We start from the raw sequence: 14,830 nt of genomic DNA, 5'->3' as shown, positions 1-14,830 counted from the left end.
CTTTCCTAAGAAATTTATTTAAAAAATATCCTTGTATATTATCAGTAACAATGGTCTGATAGTTTCTACCTGGCAGCCTTGAATAATGCCGGACTACAAGGAAGTATGAAAATAAAAGAGATGAATAGGTTTATGGTTGGTTCGCTTGAAAACTTGATCCAGCATACCCCTTTTTTAATGAAGGCTCTTACTTTTTCACACTTTCTTCCTGCGGCTGAAAGTGTAAAAAGGTAAGGGCTTTTTATATAAAAAAAATGAATGGGAAATGATATATCCAAAGGGGATGAAAGCATGTATTTCTTATTGAATATACTGGGTGTTTTAGTTGTAATGGGTATCGTTTACCTTTGTTCACCTAATAAAAGGAGCGTTAAGTGGAAAGCCATTCTTACCTTGCTGGTTCTTGAATTGCTTATCACAGGGTTCATGTTATCAACTAAGATAGGGGCGTGGGTCATTAATCTGATCGCTTCATTCTTCACCTGGTTGATTGGATGTGCAAATGAAGGGATTTCATTCGTCTTTCCTTCAGTTATGGCAAATGAACATGTGGATTTCTTTTTCAGCGCATTGATGCCAATTATTTTCATTATCACGTTTTTTGATGTTTTATCGTATTTCGGTATACTTACCTGGATCATTGATAAAGTGGGATGGCTCATCTCAAAAGTATCCGGTTTGCCAAAACTTGAGAGTTTCTTTTCGATTCAGATGATGTTCCTTGGGAATACTGAAGCACTTGCTGTTCTCCGCGTTCAACTCGGCGCGATTAAAGATCAGCGACTTTTGACATTTGGAATCATGAGCATGAGCAGCATCAGCGGTTCAATCATTGGAGCCTACCTATCCATGGTACCGGCAACCTATGTATTTGTAGCGATACCTTTGAACTGCTTAAATGCCTTGCTGATTGCTAACATGCTAAATCCCGTCGATGTCAGTAAAGAGGAAGACGTCGTTTATGTACCTTCTAAAGAGGAACGTAAAGATTTCTTTTCCACCATTTCTAACAGTATGCTGGTGGGGGCCAAAATGGTCTTCGTCATCATGGCAATGGTAATCGGTTATGTGGCGTTAACGGCCAGTGTAAACGGTATTTTCGGTTTCTTTGTGGATGGCCTGACCATTCAAAAAATCTTCTCTGTCATTTTTAGTCCATTTGCATTCCTGCTTGGACTAACAGGACATGATGCCATGTATGTCGCTCAATTGATGGGAATCAAGCTTGCCACGAATGAGTTCGTCGCCTTGCTCGATTTAAAAGATAAAATCAGTACGCTGTCTCCGCATACAGTCGCTGTTGCTGTCACTTATCTGACGTCATTTGCCAACTTCAGTACAGTGGGAATGATTTATGGAACATTCAATTCCATCCTAAATGATGAGAAATCGAACATTATCGGAAGGAATGTCTGGAAACTGCTGCTAAGCGGGATGGCTGTTTCCTTGTTAAGTGCCATGATGGTTGGATTATTCGTTTGGTGATACATTATAAAAGAGAGGGCATCCATTCAAAATGGATGCCCTCTCTTTTATTCTGGAGAAAAAAGCTGTGCTGGGATTTTCCATGCACAGCTTTTTGGTTTATTTCCTCAAATAATTCTCCGTATAATATGGTTTATTTTCCTCATCGAAGGCCACTCCGACACCGAGCGATTCATAATCCTTCTGTAATTTGTTTTCCCTGTGGCCAATGGAATTCATCAGGCCTTCATGGGCAAAGATACTGCTATTCTGACCGGCAGCCAAGTTTTCCCCAGCCATTCGAAACTTGATTTTGTCATCTTCCATCCTGTCGAACGGGGATTCTCCTTCAAGGTTTGTATGGTTGAAGTATTGATTCACGGCCATATCTGTACTGTGATCCTGTGCAGTGACCTTCACTCGTTTATCCCATGAAAGCACTGAGAGATCATGATTGACCCGTGATGCATTGGTCAAATCGAATAATTGATATTCAAAGCCTTTCTTTAACTCGGGGCTGGCTTTTGCAAAATAGCCGCTCTTTTGCTTTTCCAGTTTTTCGTCGATGATCTGGATCGATGTGACTGTATTATTTTCATGTTTATCATAAAAAATGGTCACATAGCTATTATCCATTTTAAACATATCGTATTCGCCATCACTTCGAATCTGATAATAGACGTTGCCTTTAAGCAGTTTTGTTACAGGCTCGCCCAATTTCGCAGTCACGGTTTCCTTAGGGGTGCCGCGTTTAATGCCTTCCTTTGAGGAAATCAAATCTTGATTCGTATATAAACCAACAACTCTATTGTTATTATCGTAGGCAACCATGAAGAAGTTTTGATAATTTTCATGATAGGCGAACCAGTCTACGCCATATTCATTCCGCGTTTTCCGCTTTGCTTCCCCAGCCAGTTTTTCTACGTCATCCTTTGTGTCGCCAATTTCGATATTACTGACTGAAAAGGATGCTTCAGAAGGTGCTTCCAGTGCTGGTTTTTTCACTTTTTCCGTTTCTTGCGTTTCTTTTTCTGAAGCGGTATCCAAAGTTTCAGCCAGCGAACCCATCAGGTTGTTGACTCCGGTGTTCAGTTTTTCCAAGGCAGTTGAAACCTCGGGCCCGTTTATAAAGGAACGAACATCGGATGCAAAGGAACCAACCCCCGCCTTGAATCCAGACTCCTGAATATTTTTACCATATCCATACCAAAATCCACCGAGTAGGAGTATGAGAACCACAATATTAAACAATTTCCGCAAATCGTTCACTCCTGCTCTATCTGGGATATAGAATCCCGATTATTGAAATATCAGCTGCAGCACACTTAAAACAGGTGGGGCACATAACATAAATAGTGAACACATGATTAGTATTTGGGAGGCAGTTTTTGGAAGCTTTTCCTTCCCTTTTCCCGAATACCAGCCACTGAACTGAAGTTTATTTCTATACCAGACAAATAATAAAATGAGTATTGCAATCGAGCCTAGCCAGCCATACTGATTCGGATTAACTCCCATGTTTATATATATACCGTTTACAATATTCGAAATGATCGATCCGGCTATCCCGAATATTAATATGATGCGCATCAATTCTAATAAGACTCTCATATGTCACTCCTTGGTTTCACCATTATACTCATTTGTTTACAAAATAAAAACTTTAAGTGATCAACACTGTCCTGCTTTATCATATACAAAAGTTTACATATAAAACTTCATACATATTATACCAAAAATATAGTGGGGAATAAAACGGATGCCTCGTACGATGGTATTTTTATTAGGTTATTAATTTATGGGTAATAATGTTATAACTTGTTAAATTAATACACCGAGGCGGATGCTTTATGGATAACAAAACTCAGCTAGCTTTCATTCTTGTTTTAATACCTCTCGCAATATCGATTTTTATTTGCTTTAATATCTGGAGGATATGGTTTAGCTCTTGATGGGTATGTAGTGTCCAGAACAATGATGATCATTTTCACTTTGCATTTATTAGTTAAATTAGGAGAATTCATTATGAACAAAGGCTCTTTTCGTAAAGATTTTGTTTTTAAAACGAAACTATTTAAGGTTAATTGGAGCGGAAGTGCGAGACTCCTGCGGGAGCAGCGGGACAGGTGAGACCCCACAGGCGTTTACGCCGAGGAGGCTCACCGCCCGCACCAAGGAAAGCGAGCATCTGGAGGGGAAATCAACCACAACTCACTACCTGGTAAATAGCAACAAAGTATGTGAAAACAGCCTAAACAAAAAAATAGCACATTTGAGCTAATCTTTTTTGTTTTATTCTTCAATGATGATGTTTGATCGGTTCAGCAAAAAAACGGAATCCCTTTAGTGGACTCCGTTTTTTTGTTTTGAATTACTTTAATTGATCATTCAATACACTTTCCTCAAGAACGGAAAACTTATCCCCATACACTCTGGTTATGTGATTTTCCCCCCACGTACACAGTGCGGATAGGATACTTTCCAGGCTTTGCCCATACTCACTAAGTTCATATTCCACTTTAGGGGGGACTTGGTTATAAACGATACGATTGATGACCTCGTCCTTTTCTAACTCCCTCAATTGTTGGGTCAACATTTTTTGGGTGATGTTCGGCATAAGGCGCTTCAACTCACTGGTCCGCTTTTTTCCGTGGGTCAGATGGCAGAGGATTACGCATTTCCACTTTCCGCCCATTACTTCCAGTGTCGCTTCAACTGATATATTGTATTTCTTTTTTTGCATGATTGGCATACTCTCCTTGTTTTATAGGTACTAAAAGGTGCCTATATCACTTTAAAGTACGTACTGTTTTTTATTACTATTATAACTCATAATAACATTTGCACACCGAATTCAACTGTACCATTTATAAAAAAAGTTGCTAAGGCAATTTCAATGATAGTACAAAACGACGAGAAGGAGAAGAGGATATGATTTCAAGTAAAAATAGAAGTACATGGGCATTGCTGGCTTTAGCGATCAGTGCCTTTGCGATAGGAACAACAGAGTTCATCAGCGTGGGACTATTACCACTCATTTCTAAAGATTTACACATTACAGTGACGACGGCGGGATTGACGGTATCCTTATACGCCTTAGGGGTCATGTTCGGGGCACCTATCCTGACATCCCTGACATCGAATATGTCGCGAAAGACTTTATTGCTATGGATAATGGTCGTGTTCATTGCCGGAAATGCATTAGCGGCTTCTGCGACCACGGTCGGTGTATTATTGATCGCACGTGTCATTTCAGCGCTTGCACATGGTATCTTCATGTCAATCGGAGCTACGATTGCTGCTGATTTGGTCCCTGAAAACCGCAGGGCAAGTGCCATCGCCATCATGTTTACAGGCCTGACGGTGGCAACGGTGACCGGAGTTCCTTTTGGAACCTTCATCGGTCAGCAATTCGGCTGGAGATTCGCTTTCATAATCATTGTGGCAATCGGCCTGATTGCTTTCATCGGGAACAGCATCCTGGTCCCGTCCGATTTAAGAAAAGCTGCACGGACAACGTTCCGTGATCAAATCAAATTGGTTACGAATGGCCGATTGCTGCTAGTATTCATCATTACAGCATTAGGGTATGGAGGTACATTCGTTGTCTTCACGTACCTCTCGCCATTACTTCAGGAAGTGACAGGGTATAAAGAAGGAACTGTGGCATTGATTTTGCTAATATATGGAGTAGCCATAGCAATAGGAAATACCCTTGGCGGGAAATTCGCGAATCGCAATCCTATTAATGCCCTATTCTATATGTTTCTTATTCAAGCCATTGTACTTGTTGTCTTGACTTTCACGGCACCGTTTAAGATAGCCGGTCTAATTACGATCATTTTAATGGGATTATTTGCATTCATGAATGTTCCGGGGCTTCAAGTGTATGTCGTCATGTTAGCGGAGCGTTTCGTGCCGAGTGCAGTGGACGTGGCGTCAGCCATCAATATTGCTGCCTTCAATGCGGGAATCGCCATTGGTGCCTACTTAGGCGGGGTGATTACGGATTCGATCGGACTGATTCATACAGCGTGGATAGGTGGAGTTATGGTGTTTGCAGCAGTGGTTTTAACAGCTTGGAGCCGTGCCTTGGAAAGTAAAGACCGTTCCAAGGGGACTGGCAAAATAGCATAGGATTGAAAAAGTGATGCATGTTAGAAAAAGCATGCTATGCGTTTAGAGTATCATTGCATCCCTTCAGTGAATGATGGAAGGTTCCTTGAAGGGATGTAATGATACTGATACTTAAACGCATTACAATCTTAAAAACAATGAAGAAAAAATTTGGGGGTAGAGTATAATGGTGAAAAATTTACAAGATACAACTACGTTGCATAATGGCGTTAAAATGCCTTGGTTCGGATTGGGCGTATTTAAGGTGGAAGAAGGACCGGAGCTGGTAAATGCAGTTAAAGTGGCCATTAAACATGGTTATCGCAGTATTGATACGGCTGCCATTTATGAAAATGAAGAAGGGGTCGGACAAGGGATCCTTGAAGGCTTAAAAGAAGCTGGAATCTCCAGGGAAGATTTATTCGTAACATCAAAAGTCTGGAATGCTGATTTAGGATATGAATCAACAATCGCGGCTTACGAAAAAAGCTTAAAGAAACTTGGCTTGGAGTACTTGGATTTATATCTTATCCATTGGCCTGTGGAAGGAAAATATAAGGAAGCTTGGAGAGCGCTGGAAACCCTTTATAAAGAAGGAAAAGTAAAAGCGATCGGTGTGAGCAATTTCCAAATTCACCATCTTAAAGGTTTAATGAAAGATGCGGAAGTGAAGCCGATGGTCAATCAAGTGGAATGCCATCCGCGTATAACTCAAAAAGAAGTTCAGGCATTTTGTAAGGAACAAGGAATACAACTTGAAGCGTGGTCACCATTGATGCAAGGTGAACTTTTGGATAATGACGTTTTACAAGCAATTGCGGCCAAGCATGGCAAATCAGTTGCACAAGTCATTTTGCGCTGGGATATACAAAATGGGATTGTAACGATTCCCAAATCCACTAAAGAACATCGTATTGTAGAAAACTCATCTGTATTCGATTTCGAATTGACGGAAGAGGAATTGAACCAAATTGATGGATTGAATCAGAATCACCGTGTTGGTCCAGATCCTGATAATTTCGACTTTTAATAGTTGAATGAAGGAGAGAGACGAGAGCATTCGTCTTTCTCTTTTTTTTTGGATGTCTGCCCAAATATGGAAAAGAAAAAAAGGCCCCAAATTGAATGGAGCACAATTTCATATAAGCCATCGAAATCGCTTCAATCATTCTCCTGTGTTCTGCTTTTTTGCATGGACGAATAATTTCAGTGCTGTGTCGATGTCATTATTCTTTAAAGACTTTTCAAGTGTTTCATTTACGGTGGAAAGGATTTCCTGAAGTCTTATCTCACCAAGGTCCGTTATGATCGCACACACACCGCGACGGTCGTCTTCATATCCAAGCCTTTGAATGACACCGCAGCTTTTATTTTCCATTCTAACAGAAAGCCTTGACATCGCACTTTGACTTAACCCGACTAACTGTTGCAATTCCAGCAGCCTCAGTTTTTTTTCTGGTGTTTTTGATAAAAATAATAAAACATAAAACTCATTCAAAGCCGTTTGGTGTCTTGCTTGCAGCATTCGATCAAGCTCATTGGCGAGCTCGGCATGAATACGTGTAAAAGATAACCATGTATTTAAAAGGGTTTGTTCACTGGACATTTATATTCGCCTTCCTCTGCTTACTTCCTTTAAATATACCACATATTAAAGAATGTGTACCAACAAACGATAGCGTTTACAATGAACGCAATCGTCTGTTAAGGAGAATCTGATTAGTTGACACAATATTATCGAGATGATATAAATGCATGTGCATGCATTATAAATTGAAGGAGATAAAAAATATGAAAGATTTATTTTCGCCTTATCGCATAAAAGAACTTGAATTGAAAAATAGGATCGTCATGCCGCCTATGTGCCAATATTCCGTCGAAGCGGAAGATGGGATACCAACTAATTGGCATCAGCACCATTATGTGAGCAGAGCAATTGGCGGCACTGGGTTTATCATCGTGGAAATGACGGATGTAGAACCTGATGGCCGGATTACGAATGGCGATCTTGGATTATGGTCTGACGATCAAGTTGATGCCTTCTCCAAAATCGTTAAGGAGGTTCATCAATACGGTGCAAAAATCGGTATTCAAATTGCTCATGCGGGGCGTAAAGCACAGGATGCAGAAACGCCGGTAGCACCATCAGCCATCGCGTTTGACGAAACGTTTAAGACACCAAGAGCTTTGGAGACGGAAGAAGTTAAGGAAATGGTCGATAAATTCCGTAACTCAGTTAGAAGAGCCGTTCAAGCAGGCTTTGACGTGATTGAATTGCATGGGGCACACGGATATTTAATTCACCAATTCACATCGCCACTTACGAATAAACGTGAAGATGAATACGGAAAAGACTTAACCAAATTTGGAGTAGAAGTAATTGAAGCAGTGAAAAGCGAAATGCCAGCTGATATGCCTTTAATTATGCGTATTTCTGCAAAAGAATACGTGGAAGGCGGATACGGTCTGGAAGAAAGTATTGAGTTTTCCAAAGTCTTTAAAGAAGCAGGTGTGGATATGTTCCATGTCAGCTCTGGCGGAGAGGGCCCGATTGGAGCAGACGGAAGACCGGGCACGCATGCTAGCTATCAAACGCCATTGGCTAGGGAAATTAAAAAAGCTTTGGATATTCCAGTGATTGCTGTAGGTAGATTAGATGATCCAATTCTTGCAAACTCAATCATTGGAAATGAAGAAGCAGACTTGGTGGCAATAGGAAGAGGGATGTTGCGCAACCCTTACTGGTCTCTAGAAGCATCTAAAACTTTGAATAAACAAGTTGATATTCCTAAACAATATGAGCGAGGTTTCAGACATTAAGAATAATTCATTAGTTCAAAATAAAACGCTAGCGAAAATGATATTCGCTGGCGTTTTATTTTTAAAAATCAGCTATCCTGTTAGGTGCGCTTTTATCAAGAATGAATATAAGTGAACATGCATTTTCAATTAGCGTTGTATGTTTACCTTAAAAGTACACAATCCATAAAGTAATGTTTGGCTGGAATATTTGTTATAATGAATTAGATAAATCATACGATAATTCGAGGTGCTAATTATGGAAGAAATCAAAATCATTACAACTGAAGAAGTGGAAGCAAAGCTTGAGGCAGGCGAAGCGATGGAACTTGTCGATGTTCGTGAAGACGAAGAAGTGCAAGAAGGAATGATCGAAGGCGCGAAACATATCCGCATGAATGATATCCCAGCTAATCTTGATTATTTTGATAAAGAAAAAGAATACATCTTTATCTGCCGTTCAGGACGCCGCAGTGAAAATGTATGCCATTATCTTCAGGAACAAGGATATAAAGTGGCAAACATGGAAGGCGGAATGCTTGAATGGGACGGCGAAGTCATCGTTAAGTGAAGCTCTTCAAAAAAACCTGTTACTTTTGTAAGCGTAAATCCAAGAATGTAACGACATATTTGAATGAAGAAAGAAAAAAAATCGCGGTTTGTTCACAATGCCGAGAATATGCGGAAAGACGTGCATATTTAAAGGCATGAAAAAAAAGGGTCCTTTCATGAGAGGGCACTGAAAAAGTCCCTTCGGGCCAATAGAGGTAGATTTTCTCAGTTTATTCTGAGGAAATCTACCTTTTTTTGTTTTATAATCAAAGGTAATAAATTTATGTGGGTGATTACGATGATTCAAAAACAAACGTCTATGGTTTTTAGTCCATATATGGCCATTTATGATGTAGTGGTTCCAAAGGATAACATGTTACGCAAGATCAATGAACTTATTGACTTTTCTTTTGTGTTGGAAGAATTGAGGGACAACTACTGTCTTCATAACGGTAGGAATGCTGTCGATCCAATACGTATGTTTAAATATTTGCTGCTCAAGACCATTCATGACCTATCAGATGTGGATATAGTTGAGCGTTCCAGGTATGACATGTCCTTTAAATATTTCCTCGGCATGGCTCCAGAAGATCCAGTTATTGACCCTAGCTCCTTAACGAAATTTCGAAAGCTCCGTTTAAAAGACATAAACCTTTTGGATATGCTCATTCATAAAACCGTTGAGATTGCGATTGAAAAGGAAATCATTAAAAACAAAACGATTATTGTGGATGCCACCCACACGAAAGCCAGATACAATCATAAGACTCCAAAAGAAATATTGATGGACCAATCTAAAGGATTAAGAAAAGTAATCTATTCGATAGATGAAGAGATGAAAAATAAATTCCCATCCAAAACCACTACTGATGTATTGCAGGATGAAATTACTTATTGCCAGAAGCTCATCGAGGTAGTGGAAACAGAGGAGCGTATCACCCAATATCCAAAGGTAAAAGAGCAGTTAAATCTATTAAAGGAAACGGTATCCGATGATATCGAACAGTTAAGGATCTCCAAAGACCAAGATGCCAAGATTGGCCACAAGAGTGCTGACTCTTCTTTCTTTGGATACAAAACACATATTGCGATGAGTGAGGAACGAATCATTACAGCTGCGACTATCACTACAGGTGAAAAAACGGACGGTAAAGAATTAAAGGCATTAATTGAAAAGAGCACGGCTGCCGGTATGGTGATTGAGACCGTGATTGGCGATACAGCTTACTCAGAGAAGGGAAATATTGAATACAGTGAAGAAAATAACATTAAACTAGTCGCAAAATTGAATCCTTCTGTTACACAGGGATTCCGGAAGAAGGAAGAGGAATTTCAATTTAATAAGGATGCAGGAATGTACGTTTGTAAGGCTGGGCATTTGGCTATCAGGAAAGCTCGCCAGGGCAAAAAAGATGTAGCGACGAATCAAACAGATACCTATTACTTCGATATAGAAAAGTGTAAGATTTGTCCCTTAAAAGAGGGCTGTTATAAAGAAGGAGCGAAAAGCAAGACCTATTCTGTCAGTATTAAATCCAATGAACATACAGAACAGGCTACATTCCAGGAAAGTGAGTATTTTAAAGAAAAATCAAAAGAACGTTATAAAATAGAAGCGAAAAACAGTGAATTGAAACACAGACACGGGTATGATGTTGCAAAATCCTCGGGTCTACTTGGCATGGAATTACAAGGAGCAATGGCTATTTTCACCGTTAACTTGAAAAGAATATTGAAATTAAAGGCCTAAAAAAGTGACACAAAGAAGCAAAAAAAGACGATTTCCATTCAAGTATCGAATGAGAATTGTCTTTTTTTTAGTTTGATTTACCGTACTAGTTAGAAAAACGTGAGTTTTTCAGCAGCCTCTTTCATGAAAGGGCTCTTTTTGCATTATGGACCTTTCCGGTAAAATTTTTTTTGCTGTTCACATTTAAGCGTTTCCATTAGGAGCGGGAATGCAAAGGTTATATGTTAAAATCAGGGTGTTGAAATCAGAATATATAGATAAAGGAGGGCGAAGAATGGATGTTTATAAAATAGCGGTCATTGCGGGTGACGGAATAGGCCCTGAAGTGATTAATGAGGGTGTTAAGGTCCTAAAAAAAGTGGCTGGGATTGCCGGGGATTTTTCTTTCGAGTTCACATATTTTCCATGGGGATGCGAATATTATCTTGAGCATGGTAAAATGCTGCCCGATGACGGGCTGGAACAACTTATGAAGTTTGATGCCGTGTATCTTGGGGCGGTTGGTTATCCTGGTGTCCCGGATCATATTTCATTACGTGAGCTTCTGCTGAAAATCAGAAAGCAATTTGACCAATATGTAAATGTTCGACCCGTTAAATTGCTTCAAGGTGCACCTTGTCCATTAAAAGACGTGACACGGGACCAAATCGATATGATTGTCATCCGTGAAAACAGTGAAGGGGAATATTCCGGTGCTGGTGATTGGCTTTTCAAAGGCAAGCCAGAAGAAGTTGTACTGCAGACGGGGGTCTTTTCGCGAAAGGGAACGGAGAGAATCATCCGTTATGCGTATGAACTGGCGCGTAAAACGGGCAGGACGCTAACGAGTATAAGCAAGGCGAACGCATTGAATTATTCAATGGTTTTTTGGGATCAGGTTTTTGAAGAAATCGGGATTGAGTATCCGGAGGTAGAAACGAATTCCTATCTGGTCGATGCGGCAAGCATGTTTTTTGTCAAACAGCCCGAACGATTTCAAATCGTTGTCACCTCCAATTTGTTTGGTGACATCATCACGGATTTAGGTGCTGCCATTGCAGGCGGGATGGGTTTGGCAGCCGGAGCCAATTTAAACCCGGAACGGATTTATCCTTCGATGTTCGAACCGATTCATGGCTCAGCGCCGGATATTGCCCATCAAGGCATCGCCAATCCACTTGCGGCCATATGGTCCGCCAGTCAGATTCTTGATTTCTTCGGGCATGAGGAGTGGGGTGCAAAAGTGTTGGACGTGATCGAAAGGGTGATGGTCGATAAAAGGGCACTGACGCCTGATATGGGCGGGGTAGCCTCTACAGAAGAAGTCGGGGATGAAGTGGTGGCAGTATTAGCCGCTTTACAAACAAATCAGGTATAATCATCATGAAAAATGGGCATCCTGCACAATAACTATCATTATAGTAAAAGGGCAGGGGAAAGCCGTTGATACAAGTCAAATTATTCGATTATGAGCATGAAAAGGATCTAGAGGATGAAATGAACGTTTTCTTGGAAGACATTCGTGATAATCAAATCGTTGACATCAAATATAATGTCGCCACTACAGGTGAAGAGGAAGAGGAACAGATCTACTGTTTTAGTGCGATGATCATTTATAAGAAAAAATGAAGGCGGGATTCGCCCTATCGTTTTCCGTACATATAAACAATATGAGACTACCTATTGCTGTAATTCGGGCAAATCAAGGTAGTCTTTTTTCGTGAATGTTCGAAGAAAGTGGATTACAGGGGGGAAGATTATACGATTTGGGAAGTCAGGATGATGTCGTTTCCCCGCCGTTTACATGAAGTGTTTGTCCTGTCACAAAATGGGAATCATCCGAAGCAAGATAAACAAAGGTGGGAGCCAGTTCAAACGGCTGGCCTTGGCGCTCCATCGGGTTCTCTGCTTGTGTCACTTCGTCGGCCGAGAAACTTGCCGGGATGAGGGGGGTCCAAAACCTTCCAGGCTCAATGGCGTTCACCCGGATGCCTTGATCGACAAGACTGTTTGCCAAGGCACGGGTAAAACCGATATTGGCCCCTTTAGTCGCTGTGTAATCAATCAATTGCTTATTCCCATTAAATGTAACGACAGAAGATGTATTAATGATGGAGGAACTCGCCTTTAAATGGGGAAGGGCAGCCCGGGTCGTGTAGAAGTGGGAATAGATATTCACTTTAAAGGTATCATCGAATTGCTCATCCGTAATATCCAGCAAGCTTAATTGCTGAAATTGAATACCCACGTGGTTACAAAGAATATCGAGCTTTCCAAATGTTTCAATGGTGTTTTCCACGATATCGATGCATTGCTGTTTATCCCTTAAGTCACCAGGCAGCAATATGCAACGTTGCCCAAGCTCTTCAATTCGCGTTTTTGTGCGATTGGCATCCTCATGTTCATCCAGATAAGCGATGGAAACATCTGCGCCTTCTTTAGCAAAAGCGATGGCAGCCGCTGCACCAATCCCGCTATCACCTCCAGTTATCAATGCGACCTTTCCTGTTAATTTCCCGCTGCCCCTATAATTGGGATTTTCGATGATTGGCCGGGGCACCATTAATTTTTCTACACCAGGTTGGCGAAATTGGCGTTGCTCAGGAACGGTGATGGGGACGTCTGGATAACGAGTTATTTTTCCATAATTCGGATGCATGGGATAGTCTTTTCCAGATGATTTCCTTTTCTTATCTTCTGCCATGAGGAGTCCTCCTAAAAAAGAATTTAGTCGGATTACTTTATGTAAACCAGGTAAATGCGGTGCATGAAGAACAGGTTTAGGTACGGGCTCGTTGCCGTGCTGTTGGAATATGCTAAAGGATAGGAAAAAAATTTTGGAGGCCTCCATATGCCATATTATTATAGCGAAAATGTGAAGTTGCTATTGGTCGGACAATCGGATGAAAAAGTGGAGTTGTTATATGATTCCAACCCCAATACCTTTGAATTGCCCCTCATAGGGCCAAGACCGCCATATTATTATAACCCGCGTTATGTACCGTATTATCCCGTGATTTAAGTACGAACATCAAATTGGGAAAATACATGAAGAACGAGCCTGTTGAATTGGGCTGCTTGGTCTTTCACCGTGTGGACTAAAAGCAGTCCCAATTTGAATCAACAAATCGAAACAGCTGTGGATTTCATCCATATAATTAAGAAAAACTGACTATATTTTTCTATGAATTTTACAAACTTGCTGATAATGGGTAAAGTTAAACGTAATACACAGGAGCAATTGGAGCAAGTGCATCTTATTAATAATTTTGATTTTTATTGTTTTCATGGAGACTTCCATCCTTCAAAAATGCTTGAAAAACATCGATACATATTCTAAAACGGAATCAACTCGTGCGGACATGGGGCAATGAGGATCAAGTTAGCGAGCGATAGGGGCATATGAAAAATGAATCGATAAATTGATCAATGAACAAGGATTGATTTCTGTCTATGCTTACGATGACTGTAGAGTGATTGCTGAGCTTAAGATCGACTTGATCAAGCATCATGGGTTCCTGATAACCGATAAAAAAATTACGATTGGTAAACGGATAGAACAAAGGGGTGAGTAATTTGGAAAGTTTTACAGAACGGGTGATTAAGATCATTCAACATATCCCTTCCGGCAAAGTGATGACATATGGTCAAATAGGACAGCTCGCCGGAAGTCAGCAAGGTGCAAGGCAGGTCGTAAGGATCCTTCATTCAAGCAGCAAAAAACATGACCTTCCTTGGCATCGGGTTATCAATGCCAAAGGCGAAATCGGCATAAAGGCAGAGGGAGCCGCAGAACACCAGAAGGCGATGCTGGAGAGTGAAGGCGTCACATTCACGAAGAGGAATACCGTTGACCTCGAAGCTTTTCGCTATCATCCAGAATTTTTCAATGGAAAGCCGGAATAAAAGAGGAAGCGGTCGAATAAATTGCGAGAACGGCCGAATAAAAACGTTATGGGTCGAAAAAAGTAGGAGTACGGTCGATTAAAAGCGCTGTCGGTCGGAAAAAGTGCAAGAACGGCCGAAAAACCTGCGCCAGCGCCTGAATTAATGTCCATCAAGCACTGAATGATTATAAATCGCATAAAAAAGAGGCTGATCCAAACGGATCAGCCTTCAGTTTGTCGACAAAAGGGGTTCGGAATGTTTTAATTCCGAACCCCTTTTGAT

Annotated in this window: 16 protein-coding genes and 1 riboswitch; of the genes, 11 read left to right on the top strand and 5 right to left on the bottom strand. The window is 40.8% G+C overall.

The window, feature by feature from the left end:
• Positions 1-11: 11 nt before the first annotated feature.
• A riboswitch (purine riboswitch) is annotated at positions 12-116 on the top strand.
• Between the two features lie 175 nt (positions 117-291).
• A complete protein-coding gene (locus UP17_RS18860) occupies positions 292-1,485 on the top strand; it encodes a nucleoside transporter C-terminal domain-containing protein (protein ID WP_061464477.1) in 1,194 nt (397 codons plus the stop codon).
• 99 nt (positions 1,486-1,584) lie between these two features.
• Here the strand turns inward: UP17_RS18860 and UP17_RS18855 are convergent, their stop codons facing one another.
• The 3 genes from UP17_RS18855 to UP17_RS18845 all read right to left on the bottom strand — a co-directional run bounded on the left by UP17_RS18855 (position 1,585) and on the right by UP17_RS18845 (position 4,207).
• Complete coding sequence (locus tag UP17_RS18855; RefSeq protein ID WP_349817578.1) at positions 1,585-2,733, bottom strand: CAP domain-containing protein; 1,149 nt, start codon at positions 2,731-2,733, stop codon at positions 1,585-1,587.
• Between the two features lie 30 nt (positions 2,734-2,763).
• Positions 2,764-3,075, bottom strand: a complete 312-nt coding sequence (locus UP17_RS18850) for a hypothetical protein (RefSeq protein WP_061464475.1) — start codon at positions 3,073-3,075, stop codon at positions 2,764-2,766.
• 760 nt (positions 3,076-3,835) lie between these two features.
• Complete coding sequence (locus UP17_RS18845; protein ID WP_034309370.1) at positions 3,836-4,207, bottom strand: winged helix-turn-helix transcriptional regulator; 372 nt, start codon at positions 4,205-4,207, stop codon at positions 3,836-3,838.
• Between the two features lie 188 nt (positions 4,208-4,395).
• Here UP17_RS18845 and UP17_RS18840 point away from each other — a divergent pair, with 188 nt between their 5' ends.
• Positions 4,396-5,601, top strand: coding sequence for an MFS transporter (locus UP17_RS18840; RefSeq protein ID WP_061464474.1), 1,206 nt, complete (start codon positions 4,396-4,398; stop codon positions 5,599-5,601).
• 166 nt (positions 5,602-5,767) lie between these two features.
• The gene (locus UP17_RS18835; RefSeq protein ID WP_061464473.1) at positions 5,768-6,610 is read left to right on the top strand and encodes an aldo/keto reductase; all 843 of its coding nucleotides are present in this window, start codon (positions 5,768-5,770) and stop codon (positions 6,608-6,610) included.
• A gap of 135 nt (positions 6,611-6,745) precedes the next feature.
• Here UP17_RS18835 and UP17_RS18830 read toward each other — a convergent pair whose 3' ends face one another.
• Positions 6,746-7,186, bottom strand: coding sequence for a MarR family winged helix-turn-helix transcriptional regulator (locus tag UP17_RS18830; RefSeq protein WP_061464472.1), 441 nt, complete (start codon positions 7,184-7,186; stop codon positions 6,746-6,748).
• 185 nt (positions 7,187-7,371) lie between these two features.
• Here UP17_RS18830 and UP17_RS18825 point away from each other — a divergent pair, with 185 nt between their 5' ends.
• From UP17_RS18825 to UP17_RS18805, 5 genes are all read left to right on the top strand, one after another.
• On the top strand, positions 7,372-8,400 hold the full coding sequence (locus UP17_RS18825) for an NADH:flavin oxidoreductase/NADH oxidase (RefSeq protein WP_061464471.1): 1,029 nt from the start codon (positions 7,372-7,374) through the stop codon (positions 8,398-8,400).
• Positions 8,401-8,638: 238 nt separating this feature from the next.
• On the top strand, positions 8,639-8,950 hold the full coding sequence (locus UP17_RS18820; RefSeq protein ID WP_061464470.1) for a rhodanese-like domain-containing protein: 312 nt from the start codon (positions 8,639-8,641) through the stop codon (positions 8,948-8,950).
• 279 nt (positions 8,951-9,229) lie between these two features.
• Positions 9,230-10,681, top strand: a complete 1,452-nt coding sequence (locus UP17_RS18815) for an IS1182 family transposase (RefSeq protein ID WP_061466170.1) — start codon at positions 9,230-9,232, stop codon at positions 10,679-10,681.
• 274 nt (positions 10,682-10,955) lie between these two features.
• On the top strand, positions 10,956-12,038 hold the full coding sequence (locus UP17_RS18810) for a tartrate dehydrogenase (protein ID WP_061464469.1): 1,083 nt from the start codon (positions 10,956-10,958) through the stop codon (positions 12,036-12,038).
• Between the two features lie 65 nt (positions 12,039-12,103).
• Entirely contained in the window at positions 12,104-12,289 is a 186-nt protein-coding gene (locus UP17_RS18805) for a sporulation protein Cse60 (RefSeq protein ID WP_057913195.1), read from the top strand.
• Positions 12,290-12,434: 145 nt separating this feature from the next.
• On the opposite strand, the gene UP17_RS18800 is transcribed toward UP17_RS18805, so the two are convergent.
• Positions 12,435-13,364, bottom strand: a complete 930-nt coding sequence (locus UP17_RS18800; protein ID WP_061464468.1) for an SDR family oxidoreductase — start codon at positions 13,362-13,364, stop codon at positions 12,435-12,437.
• A gap of 147 nt (positions 13,365-13,511) precedes the next feature.
• Here UP17_RS18800 and UP17_RS28365 point away from each other — a divergent pair, with 147 nt between their 5' ends.
• From UP17_RS28365 to UP17_RS18795, 3 genes are all read left to right on the top strand, one after another.
• Positions 13,512-13,682, top strand: coding sequence for a hypothetical protein (locus UP17_RS28365; protein ID WP_167555996.1), 171 nt, complete (start codon positions 13,512-13,514; stop codon positions 13,680-13,682).
• 400 nt (positions 13,683-14,082) lie between these two features.
• Entirely contained in the window at positions 14,083-14,235 is a 153-nt protein-coding gene (locus UP17_RS27820) for a hypothetical protein (protein ID WP_155727372.1), read from the top strand.
• A 1-nt stretch (position 14,236) separates the two neighbouring features.
• Positions 14,237-14,566 (top strand): MGMT family protein, encoded by a 330-nt coding sequence (locus tag UP17_RS18795; protein ID WP_081108891.1) that lies wholly within the window; start codon positions 14,237-14,239, stop codon positions 14,564-14,566.
• Positions 14,567-14,830: the final 264 nt, after the last annotated feature.

Source organism: Peribacillus simplex (assembly GCF_001578185.1).
Lineage (GTDB): Bacteria > Bacillota > Bacilli > Bacillales > DSM-1321 > Peribacillus > Peribacillus simplex_A.
Note: the sequence above shows the minus strand (reverse complement) of the source record. Positions and strands in the feature narration are given on the sequence as shown.